General features: G+C 72.1%; 14 protein-coding genes. 3 read left to right on the forward strand and 11 right to left on the reverse strand.

The window, feature by feature from the left end:
* Nucleotides 1-1,835: Ig-like domain-containing protein (locus G514_RS30750; RefSeq protein ID WP_169576481.1), on the reverse strand; the 1,835-nt coding region annotated here is incomplete at its 3' end.
* A 194-nt stretch (nucleotides 1,836-2,029) separates the two neighbouring features.
* On the opposite strand from G514_RS30750, the gene G514_RS27420 reads away from it, so the two are divergent.
* Nucleotides 2,030-2,908 carry an SDR family NAD(P)-dependent oxidoreductase gene (locus G514_RS27420; protein ID WP_051247622.1) on the forward strand — a complete coding sequence of 293 codons (879 nt, stop codon included), beginning with the start codon at nucleotides 2,030-2,032 and terminating at the stop codon, nucleotides 2,906-2,908.
* An 8-nt stretch (nucleotides 2,909-2,916) separates the two neighbouring features.
* On the opposite strand, the gene G514_RS0117255 is transcribed toward G514_RS27420, so the two are convergent.
* From G514_RS0117255 to ligD (G514_RS0117280), 6 genes are all read right to left on the reverse strand, one after another.
* Nucleotides 2,917-4,119, reverse strand: a complete 1,203-nt coding sequence (locus G514_RS0117255; RefSeq protein WP_028652772.1) for a histidine kinase dimerization/phospho-acceptor domain-containing protein — start codon at nucleotides 4,117-4,119, stop codon at nucleotides 2,917-2,919.
* Between the two features lie 25 nt (nucleotides 4,120-4,144).
* A complete protein-coding gene (locus G514_RS0117260; protein WP_028652773.1) occupies nucleotides 4,145-4,837 on the reverse strand; it encodes a response regulator transcription factor in 693 nt (230 codons plus the stop codon).
* 74 nt (nucleotides 4,838-4,911) lie between these two features.
* Nucleotides 4,912-5,445 (reverse strand): S24/S26 family peptidase, encoded by a 534-nt coding sequence (locus G514_RS29425; protein WP_028652774.1) that lies wholly within the window; start codon nucleotides 5,443-5,445, stop codon nucleotides 4,912-4,914.
* Nucleotides 5,446-5,619: 174 nt separating this feature from the next.
* Nucleotides 5,620-6,537 (reverse strand): non-homologous end-joining DNA ligase, encoded by a 918-nt coding sequence (ligD, locus tag G514_RS0117270; RefSeq protein WP_036565099.1) that lies wholly within the window; start codon nucleotides 6,535-6,537, stop codon nucleotides 5,620-5,622.
* Nucleotides 6,537-7,205 carry a L,D-transpeptidase family protein gene (locus G514_RS0117275; RefSeq protein WP_028652776.1) on the reverse strand — a complete coding sequence of 223 codons (669 nt, stop codon included), beginning with the start codon at nucleotides 7,203-7,205 and terminating at the stop codon, nucleotides 6,537-6,539. The genes ligD (G514_RS0117270) and G514_RS0117275 overlap by 1 nt, the downstream gene beginning before the upstream one ends.
* Complete coding sequence (ligD, locus tag G514_RS0117280; RefSeq protein WP_036565102.1) at nucleotides 7,202-8,137, reverse strand: non-homologous end-joining DNA ligase; 936 nt, start codon at nucleotides 8,135-8,137, stop codon at nucleotides 7,202-7,204. Before ligD (G514_RS0117280) ends, G514_RS0117275 begins: the two co-directional genes overlap by 4 nt.
* 108 nt (nucleotides 8,138-8,245) lie before the next feature.
* Here ligD (G514_RS0117280) and ku point away from each other — a divergent pair, with 108 nt between their 5' ends.
* Nucleotides 8,246-9,235: a non-homologous end joining protein Ku gene (gene ku / locus G514_RS0117285; RefSeq protein ID WP_028652778.1), complete on the forward strand. Its 990-nt coding sequence runs from the start codon at nucleotides 8,246-8,248 to the stop codon at nucleotides 9,233-9,235.
* A 5-nt stretch (nucleotides 9,236-9,240) separates the two neighbouring features.
* Here ku and G514_RS0117290 read toward each other — a convergent pair whose 3' ends face one another.
* A complete protein-coding gene (locus G514_RS0117290) occupies nucleotides 9,241-10,005 on the reverse strand; it encodes a phospholipid scramblase-related protein (protein ID WP_028652779.1) in 765 nt (254 codons plus the stop codon).
* 63 nt (nucleotides 10,006-10,068) lie between these two features.
* Entirely contained in the window at nucleotides 10,069-11,493 is a 1,425-nt protein-coding gene (locus tag G514_RS0117295) for a carboxyl transferase domain-containing protein (RefSeq protein ID WP_028652780.1), read from the reverse strand.
* Between the two features lie 98 nt (nucleotides 11,494-11,591).
* Between G514_RS0117295 and sigJ the strand changes: the two genes are divergently transcribed.
* Entirely contained in the window at nucleotides 11,592-12,527 is a 936-nt protein-coding gene (gene sigJ, locus G514_RS0117300) for an RNA polymerase sigma factor SigJ (RefSeq protein ID WP_028652781.1), read from the forward strand.
* 9 nt (nucleotides 12,528-12,536) lie between these two features.
* Here the strand turns inward: sigJ and G514_RS0117305 are convergent, their stop codons facing one another.
* Both G514_RS0117305 and G514_RS0117310 read right to left on the reverse strand, forming a co-directional pair.
* Nucleotides 12,537-13,619 carry an ABC transporter permease gene (locus G514_RS0117305; RefSeq protein WP_028652782.1) on the reverse strand — a complete coding sequence of 361 codons (1,083 nt, stop codon included), beginning with the start codon at nucleotides 13,617-13,619 and terminating at the stop codon, nucleotides 12,537-12,539.
* Nucleotides 13,616-14,521 carry an ABC transporter ATP-binding protein gene (locus tag G514_RS0117310; RefSeq protein WP_028652783.1) on the reverse strand — a complete coding sequence of 302 codons (906 nt, stop codon included), beginning with the start codon at nucleotides 14,519-14,521 and terminating at the stop codon, nucleotides 13,616-13,618. Before G514_RS0117310 ends, G514_RS0117305 begins: the two co-directional genes overlap by 4 nt.
* Nucleotide 14,522 lies beyond the last annotated feature (1 nt).

Here is a 14,522-nt window from a genome sequence, read left to right on the forward strand (position 1 = left end):
GCATCGGTGTCGTTCGCCAGGACGTTCGTGACCGCCGACGGCGTGTCCTGGGCGGTGGTGATCGTGTCGGCCCCTGCCACCGGCGGGTGGTTCGCGGTCACGGTCACCGGTGCCGTGTCACCGGTCGGCACCACGACGAGGTCGACGGCCGTCCCGCCCGCGTTGTTGTGGTAGGTCCCCGCCGTGGTCGTGACGCGCACACCGAAGTGCAGCGTGACCTGACCCGACGCTGGCACGGTGAACGATCCGGACCAGGTGAGCTTCTGCCCGGCCACGGTCGGGTTGGCGCTGGTGACGCCGGTCGTGGACCCGGCCGTGTAGCTGAACCCCGCCGGCAGGTCGTCGGTGATGCTGGTCAGGGTGGCCGCGGTGGAGTTCGGGTTCGTGACGGTGATCGTGTAGCCGTCGGCATGGCCGCCCACGGCCGAGGCGCTGTCGGCGGTCTTGGTGGTGCTGAGCGGGCTGATGCCGAGCGGGGAGAACGTCGTCAGGTGGGCGCGGGAGACCGAGCCACCGGCCGGCACGCTCACGCTCCAGCTGAGCCCGGCGCCGTTGTCGACCGCGTTGCTGCACTGCTGGCAGAGGTTGGGCAGCGGCGTGCCGGTGCCGACGGCGCTCCAGACCGCGCTGTATCCGGACTCGTAGTAGGAGCTGCCTGCCGAGAGCGGGAAGAACTGCTCGATCCTGCTGCTCGGCCCGTCCTCGCCCACACCGACGCACGCGATGGCGCCGGTGGCGGCGTCGTAGCGGCCGTAGCCGCTGTCGCTGTCCTGCAGGTAGCAGTCGGCGGCCTTGTAGATCACCGCGCTGATCGCGGACCCGGTGGTGTTCACGAGGGTGGACGAGGTGCGGTAGGACTCCTGGCCGACGACGTAGCTGTCGACCTGGTCGAGGTTGACGCCCGGGACGAGCGTGACGACCGTGTGGATCTCGAAGGGGTTGCCGGCGGTGCCGGCGCCGCTCTTGGTCTGGCTGACCGGGGTGTACGCCGTCTGGCCCACGCCACCGGCCGGCACGGACGCCGGGCCGTAGACGGTGCCGCCGAGCGCGACGAAGGTGCCGCAGGCGGTGTCGCCGTAGAACTCGCCGGAGAAGTCGCCGGTGTGCCGGACCGAGCAGTTGAGCACCGACGAGATGCCGATGCTGGTGAGCGGCCCCGCCGAGGTGATGTGGGCGCCGGTCGACGGGGTGATGGTGAGGCTCACGGTGGCCGGGGCACTCTGCCGGGTCGCGTTGTGCACGCGATAGGTGAAGGAGTCCGTCGAGGCGGTCTGCGTCGAGGTGTAGGTCACGGTGGCGGTGCAGAAACCCGTCTCGCACGCAGGCGTGCTGATGGTGCTCAGCGTGCCGTGGGCGGGAGCGTCGACGACCTGGAAGGCGAGGTCGTGGCCGCCGGGGTCGTAGCCGGAGAGCTCGATGTCGGCCGCGGCACCGTCCTCCAGGGTCGCCTCGGTGTCATAGGCCTCGAGAGCATTCGGGTCAGCGACCTCGATCGACATCGTCGCGACGTTCGAGTTCGACGTGCCGTCGTTCGCCCTCCACGTGAAGGAGTCGGAACCCACGTACCCGGCGCCCGGGGTGTAGGTGCACTCGCCGTCGGAGCAGTCCCCGCTGAGGGCTCCGTGTGTGGGTCCTGACACGACGGCGAAGGTCAGGGGGTCGCCCTCGTCGTCGAAGGCGTCGAGGAAGACGGACGCCGGCTCGTCGACGGAGACGAACATCGAGCCGTCCTCCGCCACGGGCGGAGCGCCCGAGGCGAACGACGGTGACACACCGACGCCGAGGACGCACGCGACCCCGAGCACGAACGCTGCCGAGAACCCTCGTCGAACCATGATCTCCCCCTCGGATGCACTGGCCAGAGCCGTCCCCGAGGGCGTCCCGACACCGTAGGCAGGAGGCCCGGACGGTTCTCGGCCGAGGCGGATCATCGCCTCGATTGGGGAGGCACCTCACCCCTTCGGGCGAGCGTCACCGGGGAGCAAGTTCGGTCAAGCCCACCCTCCCTTCGGCGAGGCAGGCTGGGTGCATGGACGACCGGTCACTGGCAGGACGGGTCGCGCTCGTCACCGGCGCGTCGCGCGGGCTCGGGCGGGCGACGGCCGTCGAGCTCGCCGCCGCGGGGGCGTACGTCGTGTGCACCGCCCGCAGCACGCGGGGCCACGCGACACAGACCGCCGTCGACGACCTCACCCTGGAGGGCACGCTCGACGCCGTCCGCAGGGCCGGCGGGGACGGCGAGTGGCACCGCTGCGACCACACCGAGCCGGCCCAGGTCGAGGCGCTGCTGCGCGACGTGCTCGACCGGCACGGGCGGGTCGACGTCCTGGTCAACAACGCGTGGGGCGGCCACGACCACCACGAGGACGTGCCCGGCGGGGAGGTCTGGGACGAGTCGCTGGAGCAGTTCCGGGCGATGCTGCTCGGCGGTGCCTACTCCGACTACGTCACGACCCTGCTCACGCTCAGGCTCGCGATGGGCCCGGCACGCAGCGGCATCGTGCTGACCACCACGTGGCACACCCCGGAGCCACCGGCGTGGCTCCCCTACGAGTCGAGCAAGGCGGCCAAGAACCGGCTCGTCTACGCCCTCGGCCACCACCTCCAGGACAAGGGCATCCCGGTCATCGCGGTGGCGCCGGGCTGGATGCGCACCGAGCTGATGCTGACCCACCACACCGCCGACGAGCTGGCCGGGCAGACCGAGACGCCCCACTACGCGGCGCGCGTGATGGCGGCCCTCGCCGCCGACCCCGAGGCGATGAGCCTCACCGGTCAGGTCGTCGACGTCGGCGAGCTGGCCGAGCGCTACGGCATCGACGACCTCGACGGCACCCGACCGCACGTGAACGCCGGCCGCTACCGCCCCAGCCCGGTGCCGCCACCGCTCCCCGCTGCGGATCGCTAGGCCATGTCCTAGCGCCTCGGCAGCAGGACCGAGAGGTGCTCGGGAGTCTCGCCCGAGAGCCGGCCGCCCAGGGCGGTGATCACCGCCCGCGCCTGGGTGAGGGGGATGTGCACGTTGGGCCCGGTGACCGGCCGGACGCCGCCGCTCGAGATCTCGATCGAGAGGTGGCCCTCGGGGTCGGCGTCGAAGACCATCCGGACCGCGCCCTGCCCGCGCCTGAGCACGTCGGCCAGCAGCAGGTCGAGGATGTGCTCGACCGGCCCGGGGGTGTACGTCGTCTCGATCTCGCCCTCGACCGCGGCGGTGAGCTGGCGGTCCTGCTCGCCGAGCGCGTCGGCCCAGGCCTGCGCGGCCTGGGTCGCCAGGTCGCGCAGCGGGATCTCGGCGCCGGCCACCAGGGCCCCACGACGGGCGAGCGCGACCAGGTCGCCGGTGACCGAGTCGATGGCCTCGATCCGGCCGATCGAGCGCGTGGCGGCCTGCCGCGCGTCGGGGGGTACGTCGTCGCGCTCGGCGAACTCCTCGAGCTCGAGCCGCAGCCCGGTCAGGGGCGTGCGCAGCACGTGCGACGCATGCTCGGCGAACGCCTGCTCGGAGGCCAGCCGTTCCTGGAGCTGCCCGGCGGAGGTGAGCAGCGCCTGGCTGATCGCCTTCGCCTCGGGGATCCGGGTGCGGGGCAGGTCGAGGTCGAACCGGCCGCGACCCAGCTGCCCGGCGGCCCCGGCGAGCTGCCGGAACGGCCCCGAGAGCAGCAGTGCCATGACGTAACCCACCAGCGCCGCCAGCAGCGCCACGAGGACCACGAGGAAGCCCAGCGACCCCTTGTCGCGGGAGGTGAGGCTGCCGAGCACCTCACCGGCCTGCGTCAGCGTCACCGTGCCGCCCGCGGCGTCGACGGTGGCCCGGATCGCGTCGTCGGGACGGTCCTCGTCGTACGCCTTGCCCTCGACGACGATCGGCTCGTCGTCGACGGGGTCGTACTGCAGCCGGTCGGAGGTGTCGACGAGCCCGGAGAGGTACGCGCGGTCCACCGGCCGGCCGAGCTGCTCGCGCTGGTCGATCAGGAGAGCGACGGCAATGGCCTCGCCGCGCAGCTCACGGCTCTCGTGGGTGCGCTGCTCGGAGTACTCCGTGTAGCCCCGGACCCACAGCGCGCCGACGACCAGCACGACGCTGAGGACGACGAACGATGCCGTCAGCCGCGCCCGCACCCCTCACCTCCCCGGCGGTCCGAGCTCAGTCGGACGGGCTGCCCTCGAGGCGGAACCCGACCCCGCGCACGGCGACGACCTTCTCCTGGACCCCCACGCTCTCGAGCTTCTGGCGCAGCCGGCCGATGGTGACGTCGAGCGTCTTGGTGGAGCCGTACCAGTTCTCGTCCCACACGTCGGCCATCAGGCGGGTGCGCGAGACGACCTTGTCCTTGTTGGCGACCAGGACGTTGAGGACCTCGAACTCCTTGCCGGTCAGCGGCACCTCGTCGTCGCCGGAGAACACGCGGCGCGCGGCCACGTCGATGCGCAGGCCGCCCTCGGTGCCGCTCTCGGCGGCGGTCGCGGCGTTGTTGGTGCGCCGCAGGAGCGCGCGGACCCGCGCCTGGAGCTCGGCCAGCCCGAACGGCTTGGCCATGTAGTCGTCGGCGCCGTAGTCGAGGCCGACCACGCGGTCGAGCTCGCCGGCGCGGGCGGTGACGATCATGATCGCGCCGTCGTAGCCGCCGTCACGGGCCTTGCGACAGACCTCCAGCCCGTCCATGTCGGGCAGCCCCAGGTCGAGGATGACGACGTCGGCGTGCCGCGCCTGGACGTCGTCGAGCGCCTTCTGGCCGGAGTCGACCCAGTGCACGTCGTAACCCTCGCGCTCCAGGGTGCGGACCAGCGGGAACGCGATGTCCTCCTCGTCCTCGACGACGAGGACTCTCTGCGGCATGCCGCGATGATAGGACTAGACAGCCGGTGCGCGTGGCTCAACGCACCGATCGCCGCCGGTGCGCGGCCCTCGTCCTACGCGACCGGTATCCGGGTGCGGGTCCGCGCGACCGCCGGCTGCGGGGTCCGCCGCCCCGCCGTGACGGCGAGGACGAGCGCCACGAGCGCGGCTCCGACGAGCAGCATCCAGCCCCCGCCCATCAGGAACGGGTAGCCGATGTAGGGCACGCCGAGCCAGACCCGGGCGTACGTCGCACTGGTCAGCTCGACGTCCCATCGGTCGGCCGTGCGGTCTGCCTCGGTCGTGGCGACGCCGTCGCGAACGGCCACGATGCGGCGGCTCACCCGGTCGTCGGCGGCACCGCGCGGCGGGCGGAGGCTGATGACGTCGCCGACCTCCAGGTCCGCGGCCGGCACCTCGCGGACGAACACGACCGACCCCCGCGCGAGCGAGCCGTCCATCGACCGGTCGGACACGACGGTGCGCTCCAGCCCGAGCACGGCGGGCAGCAGCACGAGCAGGACCACGGGTGCGAGCACCAGCAGTCCGAGCGCGAGCCGCCGTTGGTCGCCGTGGGACGACCGGTGCGGAACGGGCGCGATCTCCAAGACAGACCCCCCTGCAGGACGGGCCGTCCCGAGCGGCCCGTGATCGCCAAACTAGGTGGACTGTGTCCCCTCGGGTCCACGACTGGTCCACACCACCACCAAGGTTGGGTAACAGCTGCGCCCGCTCGGCTCCGAGCCCGCCCTGCGGTGGTCTCGACGCGCGGTCGCGGCTGCTCAGGCAAACAGGTCGCCGTACTCCTCGACCCGCGCCAGGACCTGGTCGTACCTCAGCTGCTCGAGCGCGTCGGGGTCCTCGGCGCCCGCCTCGACCTCGTCCCACCCCAGCGGCGCGGCGACGTACGGCTTGTCCTTGCCGCGCAGCGAGTACGGCGAGATCGTCGTCTTCGAGCCGGAGTTCTGCGACCAGTCGAGGAAGACCTTCCCCGAGCGGCGCGCCTTGGTCATCGTCGCCGTCACGAGCGTGGGATGGGCCTTCTCGAGCTCCTCGGCGACGGTCTTGGCCAGCGCGGTGCTCTGGTCCGTCGGCAGCGGCTTCGGCAGGTCGGCGTAGAGGTGCAGCCCCTTGCTGCCGCTGGTGACGGGCTTGGGCACCAGCCCGCGCTCCTCGAGCGCCTCGGAGACGAGCAGGGCGACCTGGCAGCACTCGTGCAGCCCGGCCGGCTCGCCCGGGTCGAGGTCGATCACCAGCCGGTCGGCATTGCGGGGCCTGCCGTTGCGGCCGACGGTCCACTGGTGCACGTGCAGCTCGAGCGCGGCCAGGTTGACCAGCCAGGTCAGGGTGGCCAGGTCGTCGACGATCGGGAAGGTGAGCGTGCCCTCCTCCTTCGAAGCCGTGCGCGAGCCGGTGGTCGGGACGGTCACGGTGTGCACCCACGACGGGGTGCCCGCGGGCGTGTTCTTCTCGAAGAAGCTCATGTCCTCGACACCGTGCGGCCAGCGGATGCGCGTGACGGCGCGGTCCTTGAGGTGCGGCAGCATGACCGGCGCGATCTGGGCGTAGTAGCTCAGCACCTCGCCCTTGGTGGTGCCGGTGCGGGGGTAGAGGACCTTGTCGAGGCTGCTGATCTTCAGCGTGCGGCCCTCGACGTCGACGTAGACCTCTGCCTTGTCGTGCTGCTCGCGCCTCGCCATCAGCGCCCCACCGCGATGACGGGGACCCGGCCCGGGTCCAGGGCGCGCATCAGCTTGTCCATGAACACGCCGGGCGCGCTCACGCAGCCGGCGGTGGCCCCCGCGCCGTTGACGTGAAGGAAGATGCCGGCGCCGCGGTGCCGCACCTGGGCGACGTTGAAGTCGGTGACGACCGAGATGCGGTACTGGCGACCGAAGTCGGTGAGCCGCTCGGAGGCGTCGGGGTCGCTGGCCGGCAGCCACCAGCGGAAGCCGCCCTCGGCCTGGTTGCGGTAGCGGTTGTAGTGGGGAGACGCGTTGTCCTGCACCCAGAAGTCGCCGGGCTCGACGTGGCGGTAGCGCAGCCGCCACCGCTCGTCGGCGGCGCCGGTGCCGAACGCCCACGGGAGCGCGTAGGTGCCGAGCGGCGTGGTGCCGGTGCCCTGCTCGCGCCGGGTGCCTCGCACCAGGCCGCCGTAGCCGATCCGCCCGTCCTCGGCGCCGAACCTGGCCCTCCAGCCGCTGCCGGCGAGCTTCCAGAACGTCACCCGGGCGTGGTGGCCGTCGGTGTGGTTGACGGTGACGACCTGCGTGGTGCCCTCGCGCAGGTGGATCTTGACCCCGTCGAGGGTGACGGACGCGCCGGGGCCGGCCGCGAGCGCGGCGGCGACGACGAGCTCGGCGATCACGCGTCGCTCCGGACGTCACTGGGCGCGAGGTCGGGACGCACGCCGCGGTAGGACGGCTGGCGCAGCCGGGTGTAGCCGACCCCGTGGGTCTCGACGTCGACGACGAGCACCGGCTCGACCCAGAACGTGCCCCGCGCGTCGACGGCCGGCACCTCGTCGTCGAAGGGGCTGTCGGCACGCCCGATCGGGGCGACGAGCTCGGTCAGCGAGCGGCTCGCGACCGCGCCGATGCCGCTGCCGACCCGGCCGCGGTAGACGAGGCCCTCCCCGGTGAGCTCACCGACGAGCAGGGCGGCCAACCGGTCGCTGGTGCCCTCCTGCGGGCGCCAGCCACCCACGACGTAGGAGCGCCGGTGCCGGTGCGCGAACTTCAGCCAGCTGCGGCTGCGCTCGCCGAAGACGTAGCGCGAGGTGCTCCTCTTGCTGACGATCCCCTCGAGCCCCTGCTGGAGCGTCGCGTCGAACAGCATCGGGCCGTCGTCGTAGGCGTCGGGGACCTGCCAGGTGGAGTGCTCGAGGCCGAGGCCGCGGAGGATCCTGCGGCGCTCCCCCAGCGGCTGGTCGGTCACGTCCTTGCCGTCGACCCGCATCACGTCGAAGACCATGTAGGTCGCCGGGAGCCGGTCGGCGAGGCGGGCCGCGCTGGCGGCGTTGCGCACGTGCATCCGGTCCTGGAGCACCCGGAAGTCGGGCAGCCCGCGGTCGTTGAGCGCGATCACCTCGCCGTCGACGAGCAGGTCGCGGTCGCCCAGCGGGCTGCGGTTGAGCTCGGGCCAGGCGACGGTGACGGGGTTCTCGTTGCGGCTCAGCAGCCGCGTGGTGCCGCCCCTGGTGGTGTCGGCGAGGACGCGCACGCCGTCCCACTTCACCTCGTGCGACCAGCCGGCATCGGTCGGCACATGGGTACCGGTCGTCGCGAGCATGGGGCGCATGGCCCCATCCTCGCCGATCGGGTGACCGATGGATTCTCGGCGTCACACCGGTCACACTGGTCACGGTCTCGGTTGGAGCAGGGTTCGCGCACACAGGAGGAGTGACGGATGCGGGCGATCTGGAAGGGCGCGGTGTCCTTCGGGCTGGTCAGCGTGCCAGTGAAGCTGTACGCCGCGACCGAGTCGCACGACGTCTCGTTCCGACAGGTGCACGCCAAGGACGGCGGCCGGATCAAGTACCAGCGGGTCTGCTCGATCGACGGCGAGGAGGTCGCGTACGCCGACATCGCCAAGGGCTACGAGACCGAGGACGGCGAGATGGTCATCCTCACCGACGAGGACATGGAGCAGCTGCCCTCGACGTCATCGCGCGAGATCGCGGTCGAGAAGTTCGTGCCCACCGAGCAGATCGACCCGATGCTGTTCGAGAAGTCCTACTACCTCGAGCCGGAGAAGTCCGGCTCCAAGCCCTACGGGCTGCTGCGCCAGGCCCTGCTCGACGCCGACCGGATGGCGGTCGTGACGGTCGCGCTGCGCCAGCGCACGACGATCGCCGTGCTGCGGGTCAAGGACGACGTGATCGTGCTCCAGACGATGATGTGGCCCGACGAGGTCCGCACCCCCGACTTCTCCGTCGAGACCGGCGAGGTCAAGGACGCCGAGGTCAAGATGGCGCACATGCTGGTCGAGACGCTGGCCGGCGACTTCGACCCGAGCGAGTTCGAGGACGACTACGCCGGCGCGGTCGAGACCCTCGTCAAGGCCAAGATCGAGGGCGGCGAGATCAAGCGCACCCCCACCTCGACCAAGAGCTCCGGCGAGGTGGTCGACCTGCTCGCGGCCCTGCAGCGCTCGGTCGACGCCGCCAAGAAGGGCCGCGGCGAGACGGGCTCGGCGATCTTCGGCGACGTCGACGACACCGACGACACAGGCGACGCAGGCGAGGCGGACGAGAAGCCCGCCAAGAAGTCGACCGCGAAGAAGACGACCACCAAGAAGACCACGACCAAGAAGGCGGCGGCGAAGAAGACCACCGCCAAGAAGGCCGCGGCGAAGAAGACCACCACGAAGAAGGCCGCGGCCCGCAAGGCCAGCTGACCTCGTCAGATCCCGGGGCGGACCACGATCTCGAGGCTGAGCGCGCACGCCACGACGAGGGTGCGCAGCGGCTCGTGCACGCTCTCGCTGATGCGCACGACGTAGTTGTCGGGCGTGTCGAAGCTCGTCTGGTCGAGGCCGGTCCAGTCGCGGTTGATCGTGGCCACCTGCCGCGCGTGGCTGTCCATGATCCGGAGGTCCCAGGCCACCCAGTTGTCGCTCTGGAGGTCGCCGAGGAAGTGCCCGTTGGGTCCGAGGAAGGCGTAGGTCGTCTCGTTGCGGCGCAGGCTCTGCTGCACGATCCGGCCGGCGTCGCGTCCGTCGTGGTCGCGCACCTCGACCCAGCTCTTCGGGACGCCGACCGGCCGGATCAGGGTCAGCACCACGGCCTGAATGTCGTCGACGAGCTCCACGACGTCGTTCTTGCCGTGATCGCGGGCCACGATCGCCTTCAGCCCGGCGGCCGAGCGCGGCACCGACGGCGCCGCGCGGCGCAGGGTCCCGGCCTTCGTGCCGTCGGGCCGGAGCACCGAGCGGTCCGACCAGCGTCGGCCGAGGTCGGTGAACCGCTCGACCACGAGGAGGTCGGCGTCGAGCAGCGCGCTGCGGGTGGCCGATCCCTCGGCGCCGCCGGGCTCGTCGAGGCCGTTCTGCTCCCCGTCGCGGACGTACGGCGTCCAGCGGTGCCCGTCGAAGAAGCGCAGCTCGTGGCGGCCGTAGGGGTCCTCGTGCCACCCCTCGACCTGGCCGACGTGCTGTGCCTCCGTCACACGGCGAGGGTAGGACCAGCCGCCGGTGCCGCTCCGCGGATTGGGTGAAAACGCGGCGAGCGGTCAGGACCGGCTGAGGCGGATCGCGGCGCCGATCTCGGCCGCCACGGCCACGGCCAGCGCCTCCCCCGTGTCGCCGTCGGGCTCGGGGACGACGTGGTGCGCCGTACCGTGCGCGAGCAGGTCGACGGCGCGGATCCGCATGGTGCGCGCCTGCTCGGCGGCGTGGTCGGCGTCGCCGTGCACGATCACACTGGCACCCTCGGGCGGGAGCGGCATCAGCCACGCCTTCTCCGCGACGATCACCCGCTGGGCGGGCAGCAGGGCCAGGGCCCCGCCACCGCAGCCCTGGCCGAGCACGACCGAGACGGTCGGCACGGTCATCGTGGCGAGGCTCGCGAGGCAACGCGCGATCTCGCCGGCGATCGCGCCCTCCTCGGCACGTTGGGAGAGCTCGGCGCCGGGGGTGTCGATCACGGTGACCAGCGGCAGCCGCATCTCGTTCGCCAGCCGCATCGCCCGCCGGGCGGTGCGCAGCGCGCCCGGGCCCATCGGGGTGGCCGGCCCCTGCCGGCTGCGGTCCTGGCCCACCACCAGGCACGGCTCGCCGTCGAGCCTGGCCATGACGACCAGCACCGTGCTGTCGCGCTCGCCCTTCTCGGTGCCCGACAGCGGCAGCACGACGTCGGTGCCGTGCCGGAGGACGTCGCGGACTCCGATCCGCTCCTCGCCGCGGGTCTCCTCCACCGACGCCCACGCGTCCCGGTCAGGGTCGAGCTCGCCGGTCCGTCGCGGCAGCCGTGGCTCGGAGGGCGGGTCGACGAGGATGCCGAGCACCGCGTCGACCAGGCCCGGCAGCTCCTCGGCGGTGGCGATGCCGTCGATGACGCCGTGGTGGGAGAGGTTCTCCGCCACCTGGACCCCGTCGGGGAACGGCCTGCCGTTGAGGGCCTCGAACACCTTGGGCCCGAGGAACCCGATCAGGGCCCCCGGCTCGCCCACGGTCACGTGCGCGAGCGAGCCCCACGACGCGTAGACGCCGCCGGTCGTCGGGTGCCGGAGGTAGACGAGGTAGGGCAGCCCGGCGGCGCGGTGCTCCATCACCGCCCGGGAGATCTCGACCATCTGCACGAACGCCGGCGTGCCCTCCTGCATGCGGGTCCCGCCGCTGGCCGTCGTGGCCAGCACCGGCAGTCGCTCGGCGGTCGCGCGGCGTACGGCGCTGGTGATGCGGCGCGCCGCCGCCAACCCGATCGACCCGGCCAGGAACCGGAACTCGTTCGCGACCACGGCCACCGGCCGGCCATGCACCAGGCCGCGGCCGGTGAGCACCGACTCGTCGGTGCCGGCCTTCGCGCGGGCCGCCTCGAGCGCGGCGCGGTAGTCCGGCGGCGCGTCGGAGATGTCGATCGGCTCGTCCCACGACTCGAAGGAGCCGGCGTCGAGCACGAGGTCGAGCAGCTCCTGGGCGGTCCAGCGGTGGGTCACCGCTCCAGTCTGGCAATGCGGCGGGGGTCGCGCGGTCACAACCCGGGTGCGTGTGTCGTCGGGCTGGTGAGAGAGTCGCCCTCGAAGGGAGCCCTGCCGTGACCACCCCAGCCCAGCCCGGAGACGTGTCGCACGACCCGAGCCTGCAGGTGGTGATGAGCGAGCGCAGCCAGCTGATCGGGGTGGCCTACCGCCTGCTCGGGTCGGTGGCCGACGCGGAGGACGTCGTGCAGGAGACCTACGCGCGCTGGTACGCCCAGACCCCGGAGCAGCGCGAGGCCATCGAGAAGCCGGGGGCGTGGCTCACCAAGGTCGCCAGCCGGATCTGCCTCGACGTGCTCGGCTCGGCGCGGGTCAGGCGGGAGGCGTACGTCGGCGAGTGGGTGCCGGAGCCGGTGCCGGGCGGCGCCGAGTGGGCGAACGGCCGATGGGGCGACACCTCGGTCGACCCGGCCGACCGGGTCACGCTCGACGAGTCGATCAGCATGGCCTTCCTCGTCGTGCTCGAGTCGATGACGCCGGCCGAGAGGGTGTCGTTCATCCTCCACGACGTCTTCCACTACTCCTTCGACGAGGTGGCCGAGGTCGTCGGACGCTCCCCCGCGGCCTGCCGGCAGCTGGCCTCGCGGGCACGCCGACACCTCGCCTCGTCCGACGCGCCGGCGCCGTCCATCGCGGAGCGGGCCGAGGTCGTGCGGGACTTCAAGGACGCGTGGGCCGCCCAGGACATCGAGGCCCTCGTGGCCCTGCTGGACCCCGACGCCGTCACGGTCGCCGACGGCGGTGGCGTGGTGCAGGCGCTGCCTGCGCCCGTGGTGGGCGGCGAGGAGATCGCGCGCCGGCTCGTGTCGTTCCAGACGATCGCCTCCGGTCGCACGCTCCACGAGGTGGTCGTCAACGGTCAGCCCGGCCTGGTGATGCGCGACGAGGACGTGATCGTGACGGTCCTCGCCTTCGACGTGCAGGGCGGGCGGATCACCCGCATCTGGGCGGTCCGCAACCCGGAGAAGCTGCGGTCCTGGGCCACGACCTGAACCCACGCGTCAGGTGGTCTCCCAGCGAAACAGCCGCGCGGCCACGGCGGTCACCACCACCGCGAAGCCGAGCAGGATGAGGATCGGGACCACCGCGGCCGAGGGGCCTTCGCCACGGACCATCACGTCGAGCATCGCGTCGTTGAGGTGCTTGAGCGGCAGGAGGTTCGAGAACGCCCGCAGCCAGGCCGGCGACGCGTCGAGGGGGAAGAACGAGCCGGACAGGAACGACATGGGCAGCACCATGAAGTTCGCGGCGTTGACGGCGCCCTCCGTGGTCTTGGTGATCGCGCCGGCGAGGAGCCCGATCGCCATGAAGCAGAGCGTGCCGACGACGAGCAACGGCACCGACATCCACCACGACCCGGTCAGCGTGAGGCCGAACGCCGCGGCGGCCAGGCCCACGAAGATCGCCAGCTGGACCAGCGCGATGCCGATGGTCACCGAGATCCGGGCGGCCACGACGGTCCGGGTCGAGACCGGCGCCAGCTGGAGCCGCCGGATCAGCTTGGACTGCCGCCAGCCCTGGATCGTCGCGGCGGCACCGAACGCCGCACTCATCGCGACGGCCCAGCCGAGCAGGCCCGGCGTGTAGTACTGGATGGTCCGGAGGGAGTCGTCCTCGACCTTCTCGGCCTCGAGGTCGTAGGCCGGCGGGCTGCCCGCCTCCTGCGACAGCAGGGCGACGTTGGTGCCGTCGACGAAGGCCCGGAGCGCCCCCTGGGTCACCGCGGCCTTCACCTGGTCGGTCTGCGTGTAGTGGGCCACCAGCGTGTCGCCGCGCATCTCCACCGCGACGTCGGCGTCGCCCTTGCGGACCTTCTCGATCGCCGCGTCGAGGTCGTCGGAGTGCTCGACGTCGAAGGTGTCGGTGAACGCCTCGTCGGCACCCTTCGGCAGGTCGTCGAGCAGCGCGACGTCGCCGACCTGGACGAGCTCGACCTTCGAGGTGCTCTGGTCGGCGAACAGCCCGCCGAAGAGCACCAGGAACATCAGCGGGAAGACGACCGCGAAGAACACCGAGGTCTTGTCGCGCACGAACCCCTTCACGATGGCCAGCGACAGCGCCTTGAACGCACCTGTCGTCCTCATGCGCGGTACTCCCTGCCGGTGAGGTCGAGGAAGACGTCTTCGAGGGTGCCGGTCTGCACGCGGACGCCGTCGAGGTGGTCGGCGTCGGCGAGCTGCGAGACCACGACGGCCGGCTGCCGGGTGGTGAGCACGACGCCCTCGGGCCCCTCGACGACGTCGTCCACGCCGTTGAGCGCGCGGCCCTCGTCGTGGGTCAGCTGGCCGGGTGCGACGGTGATGCGGGCGGGGGCGTCGAGCCCGCGGATCAGGGCGGCGGGCGAGTCGAACTGCAGGATCCGGCCGTGGTCCATGATCGCCACCCGGTCGCAGAGCACCTCGGCCTCGTCCATGTAGTGCGTCGTGAGCACGACGGTGCGGCCGGAGTCGTTGAGCCCCGACAGGAGGTCCCAGAGGTTGCGCCGTGCCTGCGGGTCGAGCGCGGCGGTCGGCTCGTCGAGGAAGACCACGTCGGGGTCGTGGACGAGCGCAGATGCGATCGAGAGCCGCTGGGCCTGGCCGCCGGAGAGGTCCTCGACGCGGGTGTCGGCCTTGTCCTCGAGCCCGACGCGCTCGAGCCACGTGTCGGCGGCGGCCGCGCCGACGCCGTAGAGCGCGGCGAAGGTGTGGATCTGCTCACGGGCCGTGAGCCGCTCGAAGAACGACGAGGCCTGGAGCTGGACGCCGATGCGCGGCAGCAGCGCGGAGTTGCGGGGCCAGACCGGCAGGCCGAGCACGGTGACCGTGCCGGAGTCGGGACGGCGCAGCCCCTCGATGGTCTCGAGGGTGGTGGTCTTGCCGGCGCCGTTGGGGCCGAGGATGCCGACGAACTCGCCCTCGCCGACCTCGAGGCTGACGCCGTCGACGGCCCTCAGCTGGCCATAGGTCATGGTGAGGTCGACGACCTCGATCGCCCGAGCGGTCATG

The organism is Nocardioides halotolerans DSM 19273, from assembly GCF_000422805.1.
Classification (GTDB): Bacteria; Actinomycetota; Actinomycetes; order Propionibacteriales; family Nocardioidaceae; genus Nocardioides; species Nocardioides halotolerans.

Excerpts from the sequence above, each read along its gene's own strand:
- G514_RS27420 (WP_051247622.1), top strand. The coding sequence starts at position 2,030 with ATGGACGACCGGTCACTGGCAGGACGGGTCGCGCTCGTCACCGGCGCG.
- G514_RS0117310 (WP_028652783.1), bottom strand. The coding sequence starts at position 14,521 with ATGACCGCTCGGGCGATCGAGGTCGTCGACCTCACCATGACCTATGGC.
- ligD (WP_036565099.1), bottom strand. The coding sequence starts at position 6,537 with ATGGCGAGGCGCGAGCAGCACGACAAGGCAGAGGTCTACGTCGACGTC.
- G514_RS0117305 (WP_028652782.1), bottom strand. The coding sequence starts at position 13,619 with ATGAGGACGACAGGTGCGTTCAAGGCGCTGTCGCTGGCCATCGTGAAG.
- G514_RS0117260 (WP_028652773.1), bottom strand. The coding sequence starts at position 4,837 with ATGCCGCAGAGAGTCCTCGTCGTCGAGGACGAGGAGGACATCGCGTTC.
- ligD (WP_036565102.1), bottom strand. The coding sequence starts at position 8,137 with ATGCGCCCCATGCTCGCGACGACCGGTACCCATGTGCCGACCGATGCC.
- ku (WP_028652778.1), top strand. The coding sequence starts at position 8,246 with ATGCGGGCGATCTGGAAGGGCGCGGTGTCCTTCGGGCTGGTCAGCGTG.